The sequence below is a fragment of the Rhizobium sp. 21-4511-3d genome, assembly GCF_053522545.1.
Genome location: NZ_JBNWCF010000001.1, coordinates 878,215 through 896,731, shown reverse-complemented (window position 1 = coordinate 896,731; position 18,517 = coordinate 878,215). Strand labels below are relative to the sequence as shown.

Here is an 18,517-nt window from a genome sequence, read left to right as displayed (position 1 = left end):
CGGTGGGATATCCCCCGGCGAGACCCTTCGGTATATCGAGAAGGTCGTTCTGTCCTACGAGGGCGATGATTGTCTGATCTGGCCCTATGGGACGGATGGACGCGGATATGGCTCTGTCGTCTTTCGTGGTCACCATGTCCGGGCTCATCGTGTCGTCTGCATCCTCGCCCATGGCGAGCCGGATGATCCGACGCTCCAAGCTGCCCACACCTGCGGCAAGGGCGCTGAAGGATGCGTGAACAAGCACCATGTCCGCTGGGCGACCCCGCTTGAAAATTCCCAAGACAAGTACGGGCATGGCACCATGCATCTCGGCGAGTATTCATGGAAAGCGAAACTTACGGCTGATCAGGTACTGGAAATCAGGGGCTTGGCCGCCGATGGCGTGGCGCATCGTTTGATAGCCGAGCGCTACGGGATATCTGCAACCCACGTCCAGAAGATCTCCGCTCGCAAGAAATGGCGTTGGCTGACCGATGAGCGCGAGCGCCTACGTGGCATCGCCGCCCTGCAGGCCAAGCTTCAGCGCGAAAACGATCGGATAGAGAGGGAGTCCGACAATGGGTAGAAGAGCGGTCGCCTTTACAGAGGATTCCGTCTCGCGCGCGATCCGCGCCGTGAAGAAGGCCGGGGTTGAAGTCAAGTCCATTCGCGTCGAACCTGACGGATCGGTTGTGATTAACGGGGATAGCGGGGGTTACACCGAGCGGCAGCTTGAAGAAAGCGCAGGCGGCTATCTCTGATGGAGGACATGCCCCGCCGCCGATATCAGTATGTCCAGAGACAGGTGACCAGACACGACACCGTCGTCTGGTATTTCCGCATTGGCGCCGGGAAGCGTACGCGACTGCCTGGGGATTATGGCTCTGACGAGTTCGTCAAAGCGTGGCGTGAACTCATGGTGGGGCAAGAGGTCTCGAAGGATAAGCCAGTCGGGAAATTCACCCTGCGGTGGCTGGTCAACAAGTATTTCGAGAGTGCCGCATTTAAGGGTCTCGCGTCGTCGACACAAGATAACCGACGGCGGATCCTGAATGAGGTCTGCAAGACTGGAGGCAACATGCTTGTGGCCCAGATCGACCGAGCGACGATTGCCGCCGGCCGAGATAGACGGGCGAGCACACCACATGCCGCAATCAATTTCATGAAAATCATGGGGTATCTGTTCGAATGGGCCGTTGATGCGGGCTATGCGCGCGAGAACCCCGCCCGTGGCGTCAAGCGGCCAAAGGTGAAGTCTGAAGGCTTCAAGCCTTGGAGCGCTGAAGACGTCATCGCCTTCTATCAGAAGCACGGCCCCGGCACTCAAGCACGCCTTGCGATCGAGATGATCCTCTTCACCGGCCTGCGCCGCGGTGATGTCTGGAGGATAGGTCCACAGCACATCCGCAACGGCGCGATCGACATCAAAGCCGAGAAGAATAAGGCCGCGCTGTTCATCAAGCTCCATCCGGTGCTGATGGAATCGCTCGATCGCGTGAAGACGGGTCACCTCGCTTATCTGGTGACGCCGGTGCACGGGCGACCGTTCAAAAGCAAGGAATCATTCGGGAACTGGTTCGGCAAGATGTGCGCTGAGGCTGGTGTTCCCTCGCGAGCCCACGGCATCCGAAAGACCGTGGCGCAGCAACTGGCGGAAGCCGGGGGGAGCAACGCAGAGCTTAAGGCTCTCTTCGGGTGGTCATCTGACGCAATGGCTGCGCTCTATACCCGGAATGCCGACAAGCGGAAGCTTGCGGAAGCGGCGACTGAGAAACTGAAGGTGAACAGTCTATCCCCTCACCCCGAAACCGGTGAGGGGTTAGCTGATAATATTGAAGCGAAATCAGCTACTTAAGAATGTGTTGGCGACCCCTGCAGGACTCGAACCTGCGACCTGCTGCTTAGAAGGCAGCTGCTCTATCCAGTTGAGCTAAGGGGCCGGCCGGCCGCCATGAATGGCGGCGAACGCGGTATGCCTGAAATCAGTGCGTCCAGGGCTGCGTGCGGGTATAGCGGAAATTATCCGGATAGGCGACAGTCTGGCGGATCGGGTCCTTCGGCTGCAGCACGCGGTATTCGATGCCGTTGCGCTTGGCATAGGCTTCGGCCAGTTCCTGCGTCTCGAAGGTCAGCTTGACCTGCTGGCGCATGTCGCCGGACGAGGTGTAGCCCATGACCGGATCGATCTTGCGCGGCTGCTCCTGATCGAATTCGAGCACCCAAAGATGCGTCTTGGCCTTGCCGGACTGCATGGCGGTCTTGGCTGGACGGTAGATCTTGGCAGACATCGCGGCATTCGCCTCCGGATAAGCGGTTTCACCCGCGGATATTTCAACCTTCCGCGCCTGATCCGGCACGGTTCTCTGCGCCAGTGATAGCGCAAAGAGATGAATTTTGCTTATCCGCGAATCCGCCGGGTTTCAAGAAAAAAGCCGAGGCAAAGCGAACTGCCGCAGCTCAATTGGAGGCAAGCTTGTCCGCCGGCTTGCGGCAGGGCGAAACGAGGTCGAGCGAAGCGTCGCGAACGCTGGTCTCGACTTCCATCAATCCGAGCACGCTGTGGAACATGTTGTCGTGCGAGGCCGGGTGCTTGGCGCGCTCGGCGATGCAGGCGGTGTCGAGCCGCGTCTCGCTGGCGAATTCATCCGACAGCCACAGCGCCATCGGCACATGCGTCTGCTCGGCGGGCGCGATGAAATAGGGAGCGCCATGCAGATAGATGCCGTTTTCACCGAGCGATTCGCCGTGATCCGAGAGATAGAGCATGGAGCCGGCGAGCTGGTCCTGATGGGCCTTCAGCTTGTCGATGACGGCAGCGATCACCTGGTCGGTCATGACGATCGTGTTGTCATAGGCGTTCGTGATTTCCTCGGGCTTGCAGGTGGCGAAATCGGCGGCGCGGCAATCCGGGGTGAAGCGGCGGGCCGAATCGGGATAGCGCAGGTAATAGGCCGGGCCGTGGCTGCCGAGCTGGTGCAGCACCAGCACGCTGTCGCCCTTCACGTTGGCGAGCCAGTCGTCCAGCTTGTCGAGCAAGATCGTGTCCAGGCATTCGCCATCCTTGCAGAAGCGCGGATCGCGGGTGTCGGGCAGATACTTGTACTTGATGCGGTCGGCGACGCCGTAGGTGCCGGTATCGTTGTCCCACCATTCGACATCGACCTTGGCGTGGCCGAGCACGTCGGTCAGATTGTCGGTCGTCAGGCCCTTGCGGTAATTATAGACGCCGCGTGGATAGACCGAGAACATGCAGGGGATGGAGACGGCCGTCTCCGTGCCGCAGCTCGTCACATCCGGGAAGAAGGTGACGCCACGGGCCTTCATTTCGGGATTGGTGTCACGGCCGTAGCCGGCCAGCGAGAATTCCTTGCCGCGCGCCGTTTCGCCGGCAACGATCACCAGCACGCGCGGCTTGCCGGGTGCGGCGGGCGGCAGCTGATGCGCATCGGTGCCGATCGGCTGGCGCACGAGGTTCAGGTTATCGCCATAGGTGGCCGTGTAATAGATCGCGCTGCCGATCGGGAAATGCGGATTGATCGTCATCATCATATCGCGGTGAATGCGCCCGATGGCGGCATAAGTCGGATAGAAGCCCATGCCGACGATCGCGATCAGTGCGATGCAGGGGATGATGACCGCCATGTTGTGCAGGAATTTGCTCGGGAACGGCCGGTGGATGATGCGCACGGCGGCAATCAGCAGCGACGGCATGACGCCCAACAGCAGCATGTAAAGCATGAATTTGCCGGTGATCAGGTGCCCGGCTTCCGACGAAGTGGTCACCGCGGCGTTGCGGATCATCTCGCGGTCGATGATCGTGCCGAATCGATCGGTGAACCATGCGGCGGCGACGGCCGCGAGCAGCAGCACGATCAGCACCGGCTTCATCAGATATTTGACCGAAAACGTGACGGCGATCGCCACCGTCAGCGCGATCATTCCGGCGACGAAGCCGATGAAGGCCGGCCGGTGGCCGTCGAAATAGACATAGGCCCGGCTCCAGAAGGTGTAATTGGCGACGATGAGGATGTAGAGGGAAACGATGACGGCGAGCGTGATGCTGCCGATCGCCGGGCGCCACGACGCCGTCTTCTGTTCTGTTGCCATGCTATCAGGTTCGCTCCGGCGCAGCGGCACTTTACGACTCGCGCCAGCACCGCAATCTCAAAATCGGGGCGACCATGGCGGTGCTTCCTGACACTATCCTGAACGCAAAAGCCGCAACGAAGCACGGGACAAGCGCGTTTTTGATATTGCGGGGTCACGGTGAAGCGTGTATTGCCCCCTCATTCGGAGTGTAGCGCAGTCTGGTAGCGCATCTGGTTTGGGACCAGAGGGTCGGGAGTTCGAATCTCTCCACTCCGACCATTTCCCTTAAATCTCTATCTTCCGCAGGCGGTGACCCGCCCGAGCAGGAGCCGGTCATGCAAGTCGAAATCCCCTGCCCCAAATGCGGCAAGACGCGAATGAACTTCCCGCGTCCGCAGCCGCTCGATGACGACATCATCACCTGCTACAGCTGCAATTTCGAGCTGGGGACCTATGGCTCGGTGAAGGCGAAGATGGCGCGGTTCATGGAACGCGTGCGCCAGGAAGCCGTCGCCCAGGCGCAGGCTGCCCGCAAGAAGCAGTAGGCTTCTTCTTCTCTTCTATTTCTTGGTGATTGTCGGGCTGGCGGCCTTGTCGCCGACCTTGATGCCGAGCTTCTTGACGATGCCGGCGTTGAGCTCGACGACATATTTCACCGATCCCATCGAATCGATGATCTCTTCCGAATAGGGAACGGCATTTTCCTTGATGTGGCGGATGACGCCGGTGCTGTCGATGAACAGCATGTCGAGCGGCAGGATGGTGTTTTCCATCCACATCGTCACCCGGCGCGATTGGCCGAAATCGAACAGCATGCCGGCATTCTCGGCCATTTCCTTGCGGTACATCAGGCCGTATTGCCGCTGCTCGTTGGTCGAGGCGATCTCGACGGTGAAGTTCAGCAGCTTGCCGGATACCGTCTGGACGACCAGCGGCTCCTTGGCGAAGACCATCTGCTGTTCCTGCTGCGCGAAGCCGGGCATGGGGGCTGCCGTCGCCACAATGAAAAAAAGCGCCAAGAAGGCGCCTTTGATTCTATGCATTGTCCTCATCCTGAACATCAGTGGGCGCGGCTTGCCGGGCTCGGCATATCCGGGTGGATCTCGGCAGCCATCAGACCCTTGTCACCGGGCCCGAAGCGCACCAGCACAACCTGACCCGGGCGCAGCTCGGTGAGGCCGAAACGGCGCAGCGTTTCCATGTGAACGAAGATATCCTCGGTACCCTCGCCGCGCGTCAGGAAGCCGAAGCCCTTGGTGCGGTTGAACCACTTGACCAGCGCACGCTCAAGGCCGCTCGTGGCGGTCACCTGGACGTGGGTACGAACCGGCGGCAGCTGCGAGGGATGAACCGCTGTGGACTGGTCCATGGAGAGGATCTTGAAGGCCTGGTAGCCACGTTCGCGGCGCTGGATCAGCGCGACGATGCGGGTGCCTTCGAGGATCGTCTGGTAGCCATCGCGGCGCAGGCATGTGACGTGAAGAAGGACGTCCTGCATGCCGTTGTCTGGAACGATGAAACCGAAACCCTTGGCAACATCAAACCATTTGACGACACCGGTGATTTCAATGAGATCGACGGCATCCCCCGATAGCTCGTCGAGATCACTGAACTCCTTCGATGAAATCCTATCAGCCATGTCGCCAGCCCCTCATTACGCGTCACACTGTTACGGTTAACTGATTCTTGAAATCAAGATTAACATCTTGGTAACGGATAAGCGCAAGTCCTGTTTTTGGTTATTCCCAGTTGCTGATTTTAGCGGCATGTCTTGCCCGAAGCTGACCATGCGTCACCTATCCGGGCTAGGCTCCAACATTCGAAAGGAAATAGAATGCGTTATCTTCATACCATGGTTCGCGTGAAAGACCTCGACGCCTCGTTGCATTTCTACTGCACATTGTTCGGACTGAAGGAAATCCGCCGTTCCGAGAATGAAAAAGGCCGTTTCACACTCGTTTTCCTTGCTGCCACGGATGATATCGCCGAAGCACAGCAAAAGGGCGCCCCCTGCCTCGAGCTCACCTACAATTGGGATAGCGAGGATTATACGGGCGGACGCAATTTCGGCCACCTCGCTTATGAGGTCGACGATATTTATCAGACCTGCCAGCAGCTGATGGACCAGGGAATCACCATCAACCGTCCGCCGCGCGACGGGCGCATGGCCTTCGTGCGCTCGCCGGATGGAATCTCGATCGAGATTCTGCAGAAGAACGGCAGCCTGCCGGCAGCCGAACCGTGGCTTTCCATGGGCAATACCGGCGCCTGGTAAGCCGGGGCTTTAGCGAGGCTTGCGGCTTTGGCGATTTCGGGCTCCGGCCACGTCTTCGCTCTTGCCGCAGCCACGGCCCGCATGCACCCTCCGGCCAAATCAGGCAGCCCGGCCTATCCGTGGCTGCTCCCATATTTGTCCGGAGAGCTTTCGCTTGCCCCATCTTCGAACGCGACCGTTCCTCTTTCTGACCGCCGTTTCGGCCCTTGCGCTGACCGGCTGCGTCTCCAGCCAGAAGGCGCTTGATTCTGCCGAGGCGACGCCTGCTCCGGCGGCCGCCGCCGCGCAGCAGCAGACCGCCATGGCGCCGGGCGCACCCGGCCAGCAAACCCAGAAGACACCTGGCTATCGCGACCCGATGGTCAGCAATGTCGGCCAGCAGCAGACAACGGCGACCGATCCCAATGCCACGGCAAACATGGCACCGGGCTCGACTCAGATGCAGCCCGCCAATATCGGCGGCATGGCGATGCAGTCGACCCGCATCAACGCCAATTCGATGAGCATCTTCTCGTCGCAGCCGGTGATGCCGCAGAACAACCGGACGTCGACGATCATCCAGCCGGCCGATGCCAATGCCTATGCGCCGGTTCAGGGCGGGCTGACGGGCTCGCGCGCCGGCGTGTTCGGCACGCAGCCCGGCCAGCAGGTGCAGCCGAATGCGCAGGGCGAAATCCTGCCGCCGCAGCAATCGTCGCAGAATACCAGCACGCAGATCGCGCCGTCCTACCAGACCGCATCGCTTGCAACCGGCAGCCTGCCTGGAGGCTCCAGCAATGCGCTTTATGCCGCGCCGAAGCAGAACCTGATGGGCAGCCTCTCCGGCCTCCTGCAGAAGGCCTCCCTGCCCGGCATGACCCGTGTCGCGCCGAACGGCGTGCATGTGCAGAATGCCAGCGTCGAAGTCAGCTGTTTCAAACCGAATCTGCTGAACGTCATCAAGACCGTCGAGACGCATTTCGGCAAACCCGTCGTCGTCACCTCAGGCTACCGCGATCCCGAGCATAACCGCATGGTCGGCGGCGCCGAGGAATCGATGCACAAGAGCTGCGATGCCGCCGACATCAAGATCGACGGCGTTTCGAAATGGGATATCGCGAGCTACATCCGCTCGCTGCCGGGCCGCGGCGGTGTCGGCACCTATTGCCATACCGACTCCGTCCATCTCGACACCGGTAACAACCGCGACTGGAACTGGGGCTGCGGCGCCCGGCGCGGCAGCCCGCCAAGCGCTCGCGCAATCTGAACGAAGAGCGCGGCTGCCGTGCCTTAACGTCAACCGCGCGGCCCTCATCAAACACCCATTCACAGGGCATTGATTTAGCAGGGTAAATTTGAATCTCCCTGCACAAACATAGCCTTGTCATTTTTTTGATAGAATTGCGATTTTCCCGCTTGCGGGATTCCAAGACCCTGACTATAAGGGCGCCACCACGAAGGAAGCGCCCTTCGTCTATCGGTTAGGACACCAGATTTTCATTCTGGGAAGAGGGGTTCGACTCCCCTAGGGCGTGCCACTTCTCTCATCAAAACATCGCTGTTCTGACGCTTGTACAGCAAGCACTCTCTCCCCATTTATTCCTCATCGCCGGCGCCCTTCGTCTATCGGTCAGGACGGCAGATTCTCATTCTGCAAAGAGGGGTTCAATTCCCCTAGGGCGTGCCAGAAAAAGGCCCCGCCGAAGCGAGGCCCCTCTCCACTATCCGTCGTTGGCTCTTGCCTTCGGTCCTTCCTTGGAGGTGACCGAGGCGGTCTTGCCATCGGGCTGCTGCCCGAAATAGGTCCCGCCGAGATGGCCGCCACCGCTGGTGTGCTCGACCTGGCGCTCGGCGCGCTTCTGGATTTCCTTGACGTCAGTCTTGCTCATCAGCGTCTCCATTGTTGAGGTGGTGACATCTGAACAACCGGTGACGGCCAGATTCGTTTCAAACTTTTCCGGGCGACAACGCGTAGACGCGGCAGATCGAGGAAAGAGCGCATGGCGCGATCCCCTGCTCTCCAGGGGCTTCAGCGCCTTCTCGGGGCCATTTCCACAAGCCGTGAAAAAATCTACGGAATTTCGCATTTTACCGCTTGCGGGTCAGAAAGGTGCTGACTATAAGGGCGCCACCACGAAGGAAGCGCCCTTCGTCTATCGGTTAGGACACCAGATTTTCATTCTGGGAAGAGGGGTTCGACTCCCCTAGGGCGTGCCACTTCTTGATCTTCCAGAAATTATTATTCTTGAGTAATTCCGCTTCGCCTCGCGGCGTTCTGGGCTGGTTGCGTCAGTTGATGCGGTGCCGCCGCAAGACGTGATGTCCTGCGGCGGGGAGCGTCCCCCCCTATCGGAAAATCACCGGGTCTTCGCGGGCGATCATGTCGAAGAACGAGCCGGCGGCCGGTGGGCTCACCTTGTAGGTCAGCTTGTGCACCGGCATCAGGTTCTCGATCGCCTTGAAGGTCGATTCGTCGAACGGATACATCAGCCGGTGCTGCATCTCGTGGGCGTGGTAGGAGCTATAGCGCGGTGCCTTCTGCCATTCGGCGTTCAGATCCGCGTTGATGGTCACCGCGCATTCGAACAGGTGATGGAAGATGAAGTAGTTGATCAGCTGGTCGTTTTCGAGCCAGTAGCTGATCAGCATTTCCCTCAGGGCGCTGACGAGCGGATGTTCGGGTCGCGCGGTCATGAACCAGTTGGACAGCAGATATGGATCGGCGTCGCGCGTGAAAGCGAAGAATTCCGAGTTCATCATATCAGGCCGCGGCGCGTCGGTCAGAAACACCGTTGCATCCATCCAGGTGCCGCCGTATTTGTGCAGCAGCTCGACGCGCAGCATATCCGAAAAATGCGTCTTCGATTTTGCCTTGACCCGCTCGGATGCAACGGGATGCGGCTTGATATAGCGGCCGATCGCATTGTCATCGAGAATGATGATCTCACGATCCGGAAGATGGCGTTCGACCGATCTCAGGCAGCTCTGGACGATCGGCGGAGCATTGTCGCGGCCCTGCGCCCAATATAGCCAGACCGGGCCTTCGAACGAGGCCGGCACCGGGCGTGGCTGCGTCTGGTGATAGGTCAGCCTTTCAGGCACTGCATATTGCAGCAACACGGCGCGGGCCTCGATCTCCTTCCGGTTCCGGGAAACCATGGTTTCCAACCAGCGGCGGAGATCGTCCTCACGCGAGGCGAAAACGTTCTCGGTATTATTGTCGGTCATGAGGGACCTCTTTCGTCGGAACAGCCAGGGCCTGAAATATGTGCCCAGATAGCAAATAGGGTTGAATGAAGCCGCGGCGGCGGGCGGCAGCGACTCTTGTACAGGAGATTCGCATCGGTTTGCTATGGCGAGATGACAGCGGGAATCCCGGCCTTGGCAGGCCATTCTTCCAACAGGGTGGCGCAAGCTTCGATGCCGATAGTCCGGCCGATAACGCCGGATTGGGCTTGCGGAACCTCCGTTTCCGCGGCGGACGGCATTCGAAGGACCGGACTTTGACGATCAACCAGCCAATTCCAACCACACTGCCCGCCGGCCTGCCGAGCCTGGAAAGCCTGAGCGGCAAGGCGGCGCAATCCGGATCGGTGATCGTCTACCAGCCATACCTCGACGCCGGGCAGCTCGCCCAACTCGATCCGGCAGCGCTGCCCTTCGACATTTCCTTCAATACGCAATCGACGACCCGCGAATACGAGCTGTTCCGGATCCTTCACGAGCATCATCTGCAGGCGGGCCTGCCGGACGACATGTTCTGGGGGCTGCTGTCCAGCAAGTTCGAGACGAAATCGGTCTCCAGCCTGCAGTCCTTCATTTCCGAAGCGACGAAGGCGCGCGCCGATGGCGCCGATGCCTATCTCTACAATCCCTTGATCGGCCACGCGGCGATCTACAGCAATGTCTGGGAACATGCCCTGATGGGCGGACATCCGGGCATGGAACCGATCTTCACCTTCCTGAGGGATAGCGGCTTTGCAATCGCGCTTCCGCAGGGGCAGACGACCTTCTTCTTCTGCAACTATTTCGCCGGTAACCGGAAATTCTGGTCCGGCTATTTCGCCTTCTGCGAACATGTGCTGAACGCACTCGAACAGGAAGCCTTGCGTGGCACCGCGGCCGGACGCGCCTATAGCGGCACCGCGAATTACAGCCGCGATGGCAACGCCGCGATGCGGCCCTTCGTCATCGAGCGGCTGCTTGGCCTCTACATTCCGCATGCGGTCGCGAGCGGCATGAAGGTTTCGGCTTTCTCGCCGTCGGCTGCGGATTTCGAATGGAAGTTCGGCGCCCGCACCGGCCGCCTGCTTCACGATCTCTTCGAGCGCAAGGAAGCCTTCCTGCAGACCCGTGAGCCGTCCAGGCTGGAAGCCTGGCAGGAGGGCCGCATGCCTGTCGCCAAGGAGCCGCATCTGATCTGGAACGCCGACGATCCGCCGGCCTGGGTGCCGCGCGGCGCCTTCCCGAAGAGCGAACTTGCGCCCCGCGCCTCCAGCGTCAACGACACGTCGCTACCGCCAGTCAATCCGGCCGCACTCGCAGCCCTGACGCAGCCGCTTGCGCCGCTGTCGGCTGCGGCACCGGCCGCAATGATGCTGCAGGCCTTCGAGGGCGGCTGGGAGGCCCACAAGGACAAGCACTGCATCTGGATCGTCACGCCGCGAGGCTACAATCACAGCCACGCATTCGACGAGGTGGCGCTCGCGCTGCAGGGCGCCTTCCAGGAGCTCGGTGGTTCGGCTCCGATCGTTCGCGAGATGCACGAATTCGCCGGGCGCTCGCCGATCATCTACGGCGGCAACCTGCTGTCTCTCGAGATTATCCAGAAACTGCCGAAAGACAGCGTCGTCATCAATCTCGAACAGGTCTCGGACGAGAGCACCTGGATGAACGAGCGCTACAGCGCCGTTCTCAAGGCTTTCCCGGTGCTGGATTACAGCCCGCGCAACCGGCGCAACCTTGCGGCCAAGGGCATCGAGCATGCCGGCGTGCTGGAGATCGGCTACAGCGAATGTCTGTCGCAAATCCGGCATGCGCCGGTGAAGGATATCGACGTCCTGTTCTATGGTTCGATGAACGATCGCCGCCGCGAAATTCTCATTTCGTTGCATGAGGCCGGCCTGAAGGTCGTGCATCTCTTCAACGTCTATGGCGCCGAACGCGATGCCGCGATCGCGCGCGCCAAGATCGTCATCAATATCCATCACTATGCCAGCGGCGTTTTCGAGATCGTCCGCATCTCCTATCTGCTCGCCAATCGCGTCTGCGTGTTGACCGAGGGCGATATCGAGGATCCGGATCTCGATCCCTTCATCGGCGGGCTCGCCGTCGAGCCCTATGACGATCTCGTCGAGCGCTGCAAGGAATTGCTCGCCGACCAGGCGGAACGCGAACAGATCGCCGAGAACGGCTATAATGCCATGCGGGCACGCTCCCAGGCGGCTATGCTGATGAGCCTGATGCAGGCTACGGATTAGAGACTGACGATGCGCATCGAGACCACGAAAATTGACGGCGTGCTGAAGATCATCCCGGCGCGCCATGGCGATTACCGCGGCTATTTCTCCGAGGTGTTCAAGGACGGCTGGTTCCGTGAGAACGTCGCCGATGTGTCCTTCGTTCAGGATAACGAATCGCTCTCGGCGCAGGTTGGCACTTTGCGCGGGCTGCACTTCCAGACGGTGCCCTTCGCACAGGGCAAGCTGGTGCGCTGCCTGCGGGGCCGGATCTTCGACGTGGCCGTCGATATCCGCGCCGGATCTCCGACGTTCGGGCAATGGCTCGGCGAAGAACTGACGCCTGAGAACGGCGTTCAGCTGTGGGTCCCGGCAGGCTTTGGGCATGGCTTTGCGACCTTGGAGCCTGATACCGTCATCAGCTACAAGGTGACCGCACCTTATAGCCCGGCGAATGACAGCGGCATTTTGTGGAGCGATCCTCATATCGGCATTGCCTGGCCGGTTGCGGAGGCCGATGCGGTACTTTCGGACAAGGACAGGAAGCTTCCGAGGCTCGCCGATATTCCGGCCTATTTCCAATATTCTGCGCAGTGATTGAAAAGGACGTTCCGGTAATGCGGGTGATGGTAACGGGGGGAGCGGGTTTCATCGGTTCGGCGCTGGTGCGCCATCTGGTGGGCACGGTCGGAGCTGACGTTCTCAACATCGACAAGCTGACCTATGCTGGCAATCTGGCCTCGCTGTCTTCGGTCGAGAACGCCGCCAACTACCGGTTCCTGCGCGCCGATATCTGCGACCGCGCCGCGATGCAGGAGGCGTTTGCTTCCTTCCGGCCGGAGATCGTCATGCATCTCGCCGCCGAGAGCCATGTCGACCGGTCGATTTCGGGTGCGGGCGACTTCATCCAGACCAATATCGTCGGCACGTTCAGCCTGCTCGATGCGGCGCGCGGCTATTGGGATGGTCTTGAGGCCGAGGCCAAGAGCGCTTTCCGCTTCCTGCATGTCTCGACCGATGAGGTCTATGGCTCGCTCGGCGATGACGGGCTCTTCGAGGAAGTGACGGCTTACGACCCGTCCTCGCCCTACTCTGCCTCGAAGGCGGCCAGCGACCATCTGGCGATCGCCTGGCACCGGACCTATGGGCTGCCGGTTGTGGTGTCGAACTGTTCCAACAATTACGGCCCGTTCCATTTCCCGGAAAAGCTGATCCCGCTGATGATCCTCAATGCGCTGGAGGGCAAACCGCTGCCGGTTTACGGCAACGGGGCAAATATCCGCGACTGGCTCTATGTCGAGGATCATGCGCGGGCGCTGTTCACCATCGCCTCGCGCGGCCGGCCGGGCGAGAAATACAATGTCGGCGGTCGCAACGAGCGGCGCAACATCGAGGTGGTCGAACGCATCTGCGCGATTCTCGATAGCGTATTTCCGGGCAAGGAGGCGCATTCGCGGCTGATCACCAATGTCACCGACCGGCCGGGTCACGATGCCCGCTATGCCATCGATGCCACCAAGCTCGAGACCGAGCTCGGCTGGAAGGCGGAAGAGAATTTCGACAGCGGCATCGAAAAGACCGTTCGCTGGTATCTCGACAATGAATGGTGGTGGCGGCCGCTGCGCGACAATGTCTATTCCGGCGAACGCCTTGGCACTTTCAAGGGGCGATGACGATGCGCATCGCAGTCACGGGCAAACAGGGACAAGTCGTCCAGTCGCTTCTGGCAATGGCTCCGGCCCACGGGGTCGAGCTCATCGCCATCGGTCGACCGGACCTCGACCTTACCGATCCCGCCAGCGTGCTGCCGGCTCTAGCGGCAGCGCAGCCTGACGTGATCGTGTCGGCGGCAGCCTACACGGCGGTGGACAAGGCCGAGAGCGAGGCCGAGCTTGCTCATGCGGTCAATGCCATTGGTGCGCGCGCCGTTGCCGAGGCCGCCTCGGCACTTGGCGTTCCGGTGATCCACCTCTCGACCGACTATGTATTCAGCGGCGATAAGCCGTCGCCCTATGTCGAGACGGATTCGACTGGGCCGATCTCGGTCTACGGCAATACCAAGCTCGAGGGCGAATTGCGCGTCGCGGCGGGCAATGCCAATCATGTCATTCTGCGCACAGCCTGGGTCTATTCGCCGTTCGGCGCGAATTTCGTGAAGACGATGCTGCGGCTTGCCGAGAGCCGTGACGAACTGCGCGTGGTCGCCGACCAGCGCGGCTGCCCGACGTCGGCGCTCGATATTGCCGAGGCGGTGATTGCGATCGCGACGCAGCTCTCCGCGGATGCTGACCCTGCCTTGCGCGGCACCTTTCACCTGACCGGCAGCGGCGAAGCCACCTGGGCGGAATTCGCGCAGGAAATCTTTGCGCGGTCGAAGGCGCTCGGCGGCAAATCCGCCAAAGTCGTGCCGATCACCACGGCGGAATATCCGACGCCGGCGAGACGCCCGGCTAATTCCCGTCTGTCGGGCGACAAGCTCGCGGAGACCTATGGCATCCGCCTGCCGGACTGGAAGCGCTCGACCGACGTTGTGATGCAAGCCATTTTGAAGAATGCGATTTGAGGAGACTGGCATGAAGGGGATCATTCTTGCGGGCGGTACCGGCACCAGGCTTCATCCGATCACGCAGGCCGTGTCGAAGCAGCTGATGCCCGTCTACGACAAGCCGATGATCTATTACCCGCTGACGACGCTGATGCTCGCGGGGATCAACGACATCCTGATCATCACCACGCCGCATGACGTCGAGGCCTTCAAGCGCTTGCTCGGCGACGGCTCGCAATGGGGCATTTCGCTGACCTACGCTGTGCAGCCGAGCCCGGATGGTCTGGCACAGGCCTTCATCATCGGCGCCGATTTCATCAACGGCCAGAACTCGGCGCTGGTCCTTGGCGACAATATCTATTTCGGCCACGGCCTGCCCGAGATCATGAAGTCGGGGACGGCGCGCACCAAGGGCGCCACGGTCTTCGCCTATCACGTCACCGATCCCGAGCGTTACGGCGTCGTCGAATTCGACAGCAAGATGAATGCGCTGTCGATCGAGGAAAAGCCGAAGCAGCCGAAGTCGCAGTGGGCGGTGACCGGTCTCTATTTCTACGACCCGCAGGTGGTCGATATCGCCGCCAACCTGAAGCCATCACCGCGCGGTGAACTGGAGATCACCGACGTCAACCGCACCTATCTGGAGCGCGGCGAACTCTTCGTCGAGCTGATGGGGCGCGGTTATGCGTGGCTGGATACGGGAACGCCGGACAGCCTGCTCGACGCGGCGGCCTTTGTCAGCACGCTGGAAAAGCGCCAGGGCTTCAAGATTGCCTGCCCCGAGGAAGTGGCATGGCGCATGGGCTATATCGATCAGGACCAGCTCGCCAAGCTTGCCGAGGCGCTCGGCAAAAGCGCTTACGGGCAATATCTGACCAAGCTTTCGGCCGACTGGTAATTCACTTCGCGGGAGCGGCGTCGGAGACGCGCAGCTGGATGCGGCGCGAGCCCTGATAGTGGTCGGCGCCGATCGAGCCCGCGACATGCAGGTTGGCGCCGCGCGAATTGAGCAGGAGATTGCCGAGTGCCGTATCGGCAGCGCGGAAGGCGATGCCGTCGAGTCGGCCGCCGTCCATGGCTTCCAGCGTCACCTTTACGTGCTTCTCCCCAACAGTCCTGACATCGCGCAGGCGATGGGCGGGGATTGCGAATACCGGCTGCGAATGGCCGGAGCCGTAGGGTCCTGCCGTCTCCAGCCGGTCGATCAGGTCGAGCGTCGCGCCGCTCGCACCAATCGCGCCGTCGATCTTCAGGGTTTCGTTGGCCACCAGATTGGCGACCGTCTTCTCGGCGCGTTCGGTGAAGAAGCTGCGCAGCGCGCCAAGCTTCTCGCGTTCGACAGTCAGGCCGGCGGCCATCGCGTGTCCGCCGCCTTTGACGAGGAGGCCCTCATCGACAGCCGCACGCACCATCCGGCCCATATCGAAACCGTTGATCGAGCGGCCGGAGCCGGTACCGCGTCCGGACGGATCGAAGGCGATGGCGAAGGCCGGGCGTTTGAACTTTTCCTTCAGCCGCGCCGCCAGCAAGCCGACGATGCCGGGATGCCATTTGTCGCGCGCCGTGACGATGACCGACGCGCCCTGCCCGTCGCCGTATTCGGCAAAAGCCTCGGCTTCTGCTTCCTGCAGCATGGCGGCTTCCATCGCCTGGCGGTCGCGGTTCAGCTCGTCGAGTTTCTGGGCGATCGTTTCGGCCTCACCGGCGTCGTCCAGCGTCAAGAGGCGGCTGCCGAGTGCCGCATCGCCGATACGACCGCCGGCATTGATGCGGGGGCCGACGAGAAAGCCGAAATGATAGGGCGTGACCGGGCCGGAGAGACCGGCCTTGCGAAACAGCGCCGCAAGGCCCGCATTGCCCTGATGGCGCGCAGCGACGAGGCCCTTGACCACATAGGCGCGGTTCAACCCCTTGAGCGGCACGACGTCACAAACGGTCGCGAGCGCCACGATATCCAGCCATTGCAAGAGGTCGATTGCCAGAATGCGCTTGTCGCCTGCCTCGCGCAGCAGCCGCAGCGTCGCGACCAGCACAAGGAAGACGACGCCGGCGGCGCAGAGATGGCCCTGCCCTGAGAGATCATCCTCGCGATTGGGATTGACCAGGGCGTGGCAGTGCGGCAGCGCGTGTGTCACCTGGTGGTGATCGATGACGACGACGTCGATATTGCGCGCCTTGGCCGCATCCAGCGCCTCATGGCTGGTCGATCCGCAGTCGACGGTGACGATCAGTTGCGCGCCATTGTCGATCAGCTGGTTGATGGCGCCCGCGTTGGGGCCGTAGCCTTCAAAGATGCGGTCGGGGATATAGATCTCGGCCTTGACGCCGAAATGCGCCAGGAAGCGGTACATCAGCGCCGAGGACGCGGCGCCGTCGACATCGTAGTCGCCGAAGATCGCGACGTTATCGCCACGGCGGATCGCTTCGGCGAGGCGCCTAGCCGCCTTCTCGCAATCGGTCAGCGTGTAGGGATCCGGCATCAGGCTGCGGATCGTCGGATCGAGGAACTCGACGGCTTCATCGACGGCAACGCCGCGCCCAGCGAGCACGCGTGCTATGAGATCCGGCAGGCCGTGGACCTGCGACATGGCGAGCGCACGGTTCTGCCCGGCCTGATCGAGCCGTGAAATCCAGCGATTGTCGAGGATGGATTTCTCCACCCCGAGGAATGCACGCTGTATCGGATCGGCGGGGATATCCACCATGTTGCCAATGCCCCATCATGTCACCGCCCAGTGACGGGGCGGTAATAATTCACCGTGCACATTTATGCAGGCTGGAAGCGGCTGGCAACGGCTGGGTTGCCGTTACCCTCAGTCTTCCTTGGGGCGCTCGATGCGGATGACCTGCGGTTCGCCCACGAGGTAACCCTCGCCCTTGATGGCGGCGACGGCCTTGCGGACAGAATCCTCGGTCGTCGCATGGGTGACAAGGATGATCGTCTGGTGATGCGAAGGCGAAAGATGCTGCTGCGAGCGCTGCACGATCGATTCCAGCGAGATCTGATTTTCGGCCATGCGGGTCGCGACGCTGGCAAAAACGCCGGTGCGGTCAAGAACCGTCAGGCGAATGAAATAACCGCCTTCATGGCTCTGCATCTGCGCCTTGCGGTAAGGCTCGAGAGCCTTCGCCGGGTGGCCGAGAACCGGAACGCGCTGGGCGCCCGGCTGGCTCTTGGCGATATCGGCGATGTCGCCGAGAACAGACGACGCCGTTGCGTTGCCACCGGCCCCGGGGCCAACCATCAGCAGTTCGCCGAGAATGTCGGATTCGATCGCCACGGCATTGGTGACGCCATCGACCTGGGCAATGACGGAATCGACCGGAACCATCGTCGGGTGAACACGCTGCTCGATGCCGGTATCGGTGCGCTGGGCGACGCCGAGGAGCTTGATACGGTAGCCGAGATCGGAGGCCGCACGGATATCCTCGATAGAGATATTGGTGATGCCTTCGAGATAGATGTCGTCGGCCGCGATCTGGTTGCCGAAGGCGAGCGTCGTCAGGATCGACAGCTTGTGCGCGGTGTCGTTGCCCTCGATGTCGAAAGCCGGGTCGGCTTCGGCATAGCCGAGGCGCTGGGCTTCAGCCAGGCAATCGGCGAAGGAGAGGCCTTCCTTCTCCATCTTGGTGAGGATGTAATTGCAGGTGCCGTTCATGATCCCGTAGATTCGGGAGATCGAATTGCCGGTCAGCGATTCACGCAGCGCCTTGATAACTGGGATACCGCCGGCGACAGCCGCTTCGAAGTTGAGCAGCGAGCCCTTCTCCTCGGCGATCTTGGCGAATTCGACGCCGTGATAGGCAAGCAGCGCCTTGTTGGCGGTCACCACATGGAGACCACGGTCGAGTGCTGCCTTGACAGAAGCCTTGGCCGCGCCTTCGGAGCCGCCGACGAGCTCGACGAAAACGTCGATATCGGCCTTGGCAGCCAGCTCTTCCGGCGTATCGTACCAGGTGATGCCGCCGAGATTGATGCCGCGGTCCTTGTTCTTGTCACGGGCCGTGACTGCCGTGATGTGGATCGGACGCCCGCACGTTGCGGCAAGCTCGTTGCTCTTCTGCTGGATGATACGGACGAGCGAGGCACCAACGGTACCGAGACCCGCAATGCCGATTTTGAGGGCGTCTGCCATGAAGCGATCCTGAATGTTCATGAGTGGCAGCCGCAGGGCGCGGCTGCCGATT

General features: G+C 61.2%; 20 protein-coding genes and 5 tRNA genes. 16 read left to right on the top strand and 9 right to left on the bottom strand.

Going from position 1 to position 18,517, the window contains the following annotated elements; genetic code table 11:
• The first annotated feature begins 107 nt into the window (after positions 1–107).
• The 4 genes from ACQZ5H_RS04815 to ACQZ5H_RS04800 are packed head-to-tail and all read left to right on the top strand — an operon-like array spanning position 108 to position 1,837.
• The gene (locus tag ACQZ5H_RS04815; protein ID WP_449096851.1) at positions 108–239 is read left to right on the top strand and encodes a hypothetical protein; all 132 of its coding nucleotides are present in this window, start codon (positions 108–110) and stop codon (positions 237–239) included.
• A complete protein-coding gene (locus ACQZ5H_RS04810) occupies positions 236–568 on the top strand; it encodes a hypothetical protein (protein ID WP_449096850.1) in 333 nt (110 codons plus the stop codon). The genes ACQZ5H_RS04815 and ACQZ5H_RS04810 overlap by 4 nt, the downstream gene beginning before the upstream one ends.
• Positions 561–743 (top strand): hypothetical protein, encoded by a 183-nt coding sequence (locus ACQZ5H_RS04805; RefSeq protein WP_449096849.1) that lies wholly within the window; start codon positions 561–563, stop codon positions 741–743. Before ACQZ5H_RS04810 ends, ACQZ5H_RS04805 begins: the two co-directional genes overlap by 8 nt.
• Entirely contained in the window at positions 743–1,837 is a 1,095-nt protein-coding gene (locus ACQZ5H_RS04800; RefSeq protein ID WP_449096848.1) for a site-specific integrase, read from the top strand. Before ACQZ5H_RS04805 ends, ACQZ5H_RS04800 begins: the two co-directional genes overlap by 1 nt.
• An 8-nt stretch (positions 1,838–1,845) precedes the next feature.
• Here the strand turns inward: ACQZ5H_RS04800 and ACQZ5H_RS04795 are convergent.
• The 3 genes from ACQZ5H_RS04795 to ACQZ5H_RS04785 all read right to left on the bottom strand — a co-directional run bounded on the left by ACQZ5H_RS04795 (position 1,846) and on the right by ACQZ5H_RS04785 (position 4,089).
• A tRNA-Arg gene (locus tag ACQZ5H_RS04795) sits at positions 1,846–1,922 on the bottom strand.
• Positions 1,923–1,964: 42 nt separating this feature from the next.
• A complete protein-coding gene (locus ACQZ5H_RS04790) occupies positions 1,965–2,270 on the bottom strand; it encodes an ETC complex I subunit (RefSeq protein ID WP_112711677.1) in 306 nt (101 codons plus the stop codon).
• A 169-nt stretch (positions 2,271–2,439) separates the two neighbouring features.
• The gene (locus ACQZ5H_RS04785; protein WP_449096847.1) at positions 2,440–4,089 is read right to left on the bottom strand and encodes a phosphoethanolamine transferase; all 1,650 of its coding nucleotides are present in this window, start codon (positions 4,087–4,089) and stop codon (positions 2,440–2,442) included.
• A gap of 184 nt (positions 4,090–4,273) precedes the next feature.
• On the opposite strand from ACQZ5H_RS04785, the gene ACQZ5H_RS04780 reads away from it, so the two are divergent.
• Together ACQZ5H_RS04780 and ACQZ5H_RS04775 are read left to right on the top strand one after the other, a co-directional pair.
• Positions 4,274–4,350, top strand: a tRNA-Pro gene (locus ACQZ5H_RS04780).
• A gap of 56 nt (positions 4,351–4,406) precedes the next feature.
• A complete protein-coding gene (locus tag ACQZ5H_RS04775) occupies positions 4,407–4,616 on the top strand; it encodes a hypothetical protein (protein ID WP_130278408.1) in 210 nt (69 codons plus the stop codon).
• A gap of 15 nt (positions 4,617–4,631) precedes the next feature.
• Here ACQZ5H_RS04775 and ACQZ5H_RS04770 read toward each other — a convergent pair whose 3' ends face one another.
• On the bottom strand, positions 4,632–5,132 hold the full coding sequence (locus ACQZ5H_RS04770; protein ID WP_449096846.1) for a DUF192 domain-containing protein: 501 nt from the start codon (positions 5,130–5,132) through the stop codon (positions 4,632–4,634).
• Entirely contained in the window at positions 5,132–5,710 is a 579-nt protein-coding gene (locus tag ACQZ5H_RS04765; RefSeq protein WP_112711631.1) for a cold-shock protein, read from the bottom strand. The genes ACQZ5H_RS04770 and ACQZ5H_RS04765 overlap by 1 nt, the downstream gene beginning before the upstream one ends.
• Before the next feature lie 195 nt (positions 5,711–5,905).
• On the opposite strand from ACQZ5H_RS04765, the gene gloA reads away from it, so the two are divergent.
• The 4 genes from gloA (at position 5,906) to ACQZ5H_RS04745 (ending at position 8,012) form a co-directional block, all read left to right on the top strand.
• Entirely contained in the window at positions 5,906–6,346 is a 441-nt protein-coding gene (gene gloA, locus ACQZ5H_RS04760) for a lactoylglutathione lyase (RefSeq protein ID WP_130278410.1), read from the top strand.
• A gap of 154 nt (positions 6,347–6,500) precedes the next feature.
• The gene (locus tag ACQZ5H_RS04755) at positions 6,501–7,592 is read left to right on the top strand and encodes a D-Ala-D-Ala carboxypeptidase family metallohydrolase (RefSeq protein WP_449096845.1); all 1,092 of its coding nucleotides are present in this window, start codon (positions 6,501–6,503) and stop codon (positions 7,590–7,592) included.
• Positions 7,593–7,788: 196 nt separating this feature from the next.
• Positions 7,789–7,863 (top strand) — tRNA-Glu (locus tag ACQZ5H_RS04750).
• A gap of 74 nt (positions 7,864–7,937) precedes the next feature.
• A tRNA-Glu gene (locus tag ACQZ5H_RS04745) sits at positions 7,938–8,012 on the top strand.
• A 34-nt stretch (positions 8,013–8,046) separates the two neighbouring features.
• Here the strand turns inward: ACQZ5H_RS04745 and ACQZ5H_RS04740 are convergent.
• On the bottom strand, positions 8,047–8,214 hold the full coding sequence (locus ACQZ5H_RS04740; protein WP_165402600.1) for a hypothetical protein: 168 nt from the start codon (positions 8,212–8,214) through the stop codon (positions 8,047–8,049).
• A 253-nt stretch (positions 8,215–8,467) separates the two neighbouring features.
• Here ACQZ5H_RS04740 and ACQZ5H_RS04735 point away from each other — a divergent pair.
• A tRNA-Glu gene (locus ACQZ5H_RS04735) sits at positions 8,468–8,542 on the top strand.
• A 129-nt stretch (positions 8,543–8,671) separates the two neighbouring features.
• On the opposite strand, the gene ACQZ5H_RS04730 is transcribed toward ACQZ5H_RS04735, so the two are convergent.
• Positions 8,672–9,553: a capsular polysaccharide synthesis protein gene (locus ACQZ5H_RS04730; protein ID WP_165402601.1), complete on the bottom strand. Its 882-nt coding sequence runs from the start codon at positions 9,551–9,553 to the stop codon at positions 8,672–8,674.
• Positions 9,554–9,828: 275 nt separating this feature from the next.
• Here ACQZ5H_RS04730 and ACQZ5H_RS04725 point away from each other — a divergent pair, with 275 nt between their 5' ends.
• Genes ACQZ5H_RS04725 through rfbA form a run of 5 tightly spaced genes read left to right on the top strand, consistent with a single transcriptional unit; the run spans position 9,829 to position 15,227 of the window.
• Complete coding sequence (locus tag ACQZ5H_RS04725) at positions 9,829–11,805, top strand: glycosyltransferase family protein (RefSeq protein WP_449096844.1); 1,977 nt, start codon at positions 9,829–9,831, stop codon at positions 11,803–11,805.
• Between the two features lie 9 nt (positions 11,806–11,814).
• On the top strand, positions 11,815–12,381 hold the full coding sequence (gene rfbC, locus ACQZ5H_RS04720; RefSeq protein ID WP_449096843.1) for a dTDP-4-dehydrorhamnose 3,5-epimerase: 567 nt from the start codon (positions 11,815–11,817) through the stop codon (positions 12,379–12,381).
• A 20-nt stretch (positions 12,382–12,401) separates the two neighbouring features.
• Positions 12,402–13,457 carry a dTDP-glucose 4,6-dehydratase gene (gene rfbB / locus ACQZ5H_RS04715; RefSeq protein WP_449096842.1) on the top strand — a complete coding sequence of 352 codons (1,056 nt, stop codon included), beginning with the start codon at positions 12,402–12,404 and terminating at the stop codon, positions 13,455–13,457.
• Between the two features lie 2 nt (positions 13,458–13,459).
• Positions 13,460–14,347, top strand: a complete 888-nt coding sequence (rfbD, locus tag ACQZ5H_RS04710) for a dTDP-4-dehydrorhamnose reductase (protein WP_449096841.1) — start codon at positions 13,460–13,462, stop codon at positions 14,345–14,347.
• A 10-nt stretch (positions 14,348–14,357) separates the two neighbouring features.
• Entirely contained in the window at positions 14,358–15,227 is an 870-nt protein-coding gene (gene rfbA / locus ACQZ5H_RS04705) for a glucose-1-phosphate thymidylyltransferase RfbA (RefSeq protein ID WP_449096840.1), read from the top strand.
• A 1-nt stretch (position 15,228) separates the two neighbouring features.
• On the opposite strand, the gene recJ is transcribed toward rfbA, so the two are convergent.
• The gene (gene recJ / locus ACQZ5H_RS04700) at positions 15,229–17,034 is read right to left on the bottom strand and encodes a single-stranded-DNA-specific exonuclease RecJ (RefSeq protein ID WP_449096839.1); all 1,806 of its coding nucleotides are present in this window, start codon (positions 17,032–17,034) and stop codon (positions 15,229–15,231) included.
• Positions 17,035–17,142: 108 nt separating this feature from the next.
• A complete protein-coding gene (locus tag ACQZ5H_RS04695; protein ID WP_449096838.1) occupies positions 17,143–18,465 on the bottom strand; it encodes a homoserine dehydrogenase in 1,323 nt (440 codons plus the stop codon).
• Between the last annotated feature and the right edge of the window lie 52 nt (positions 18,466–18,517).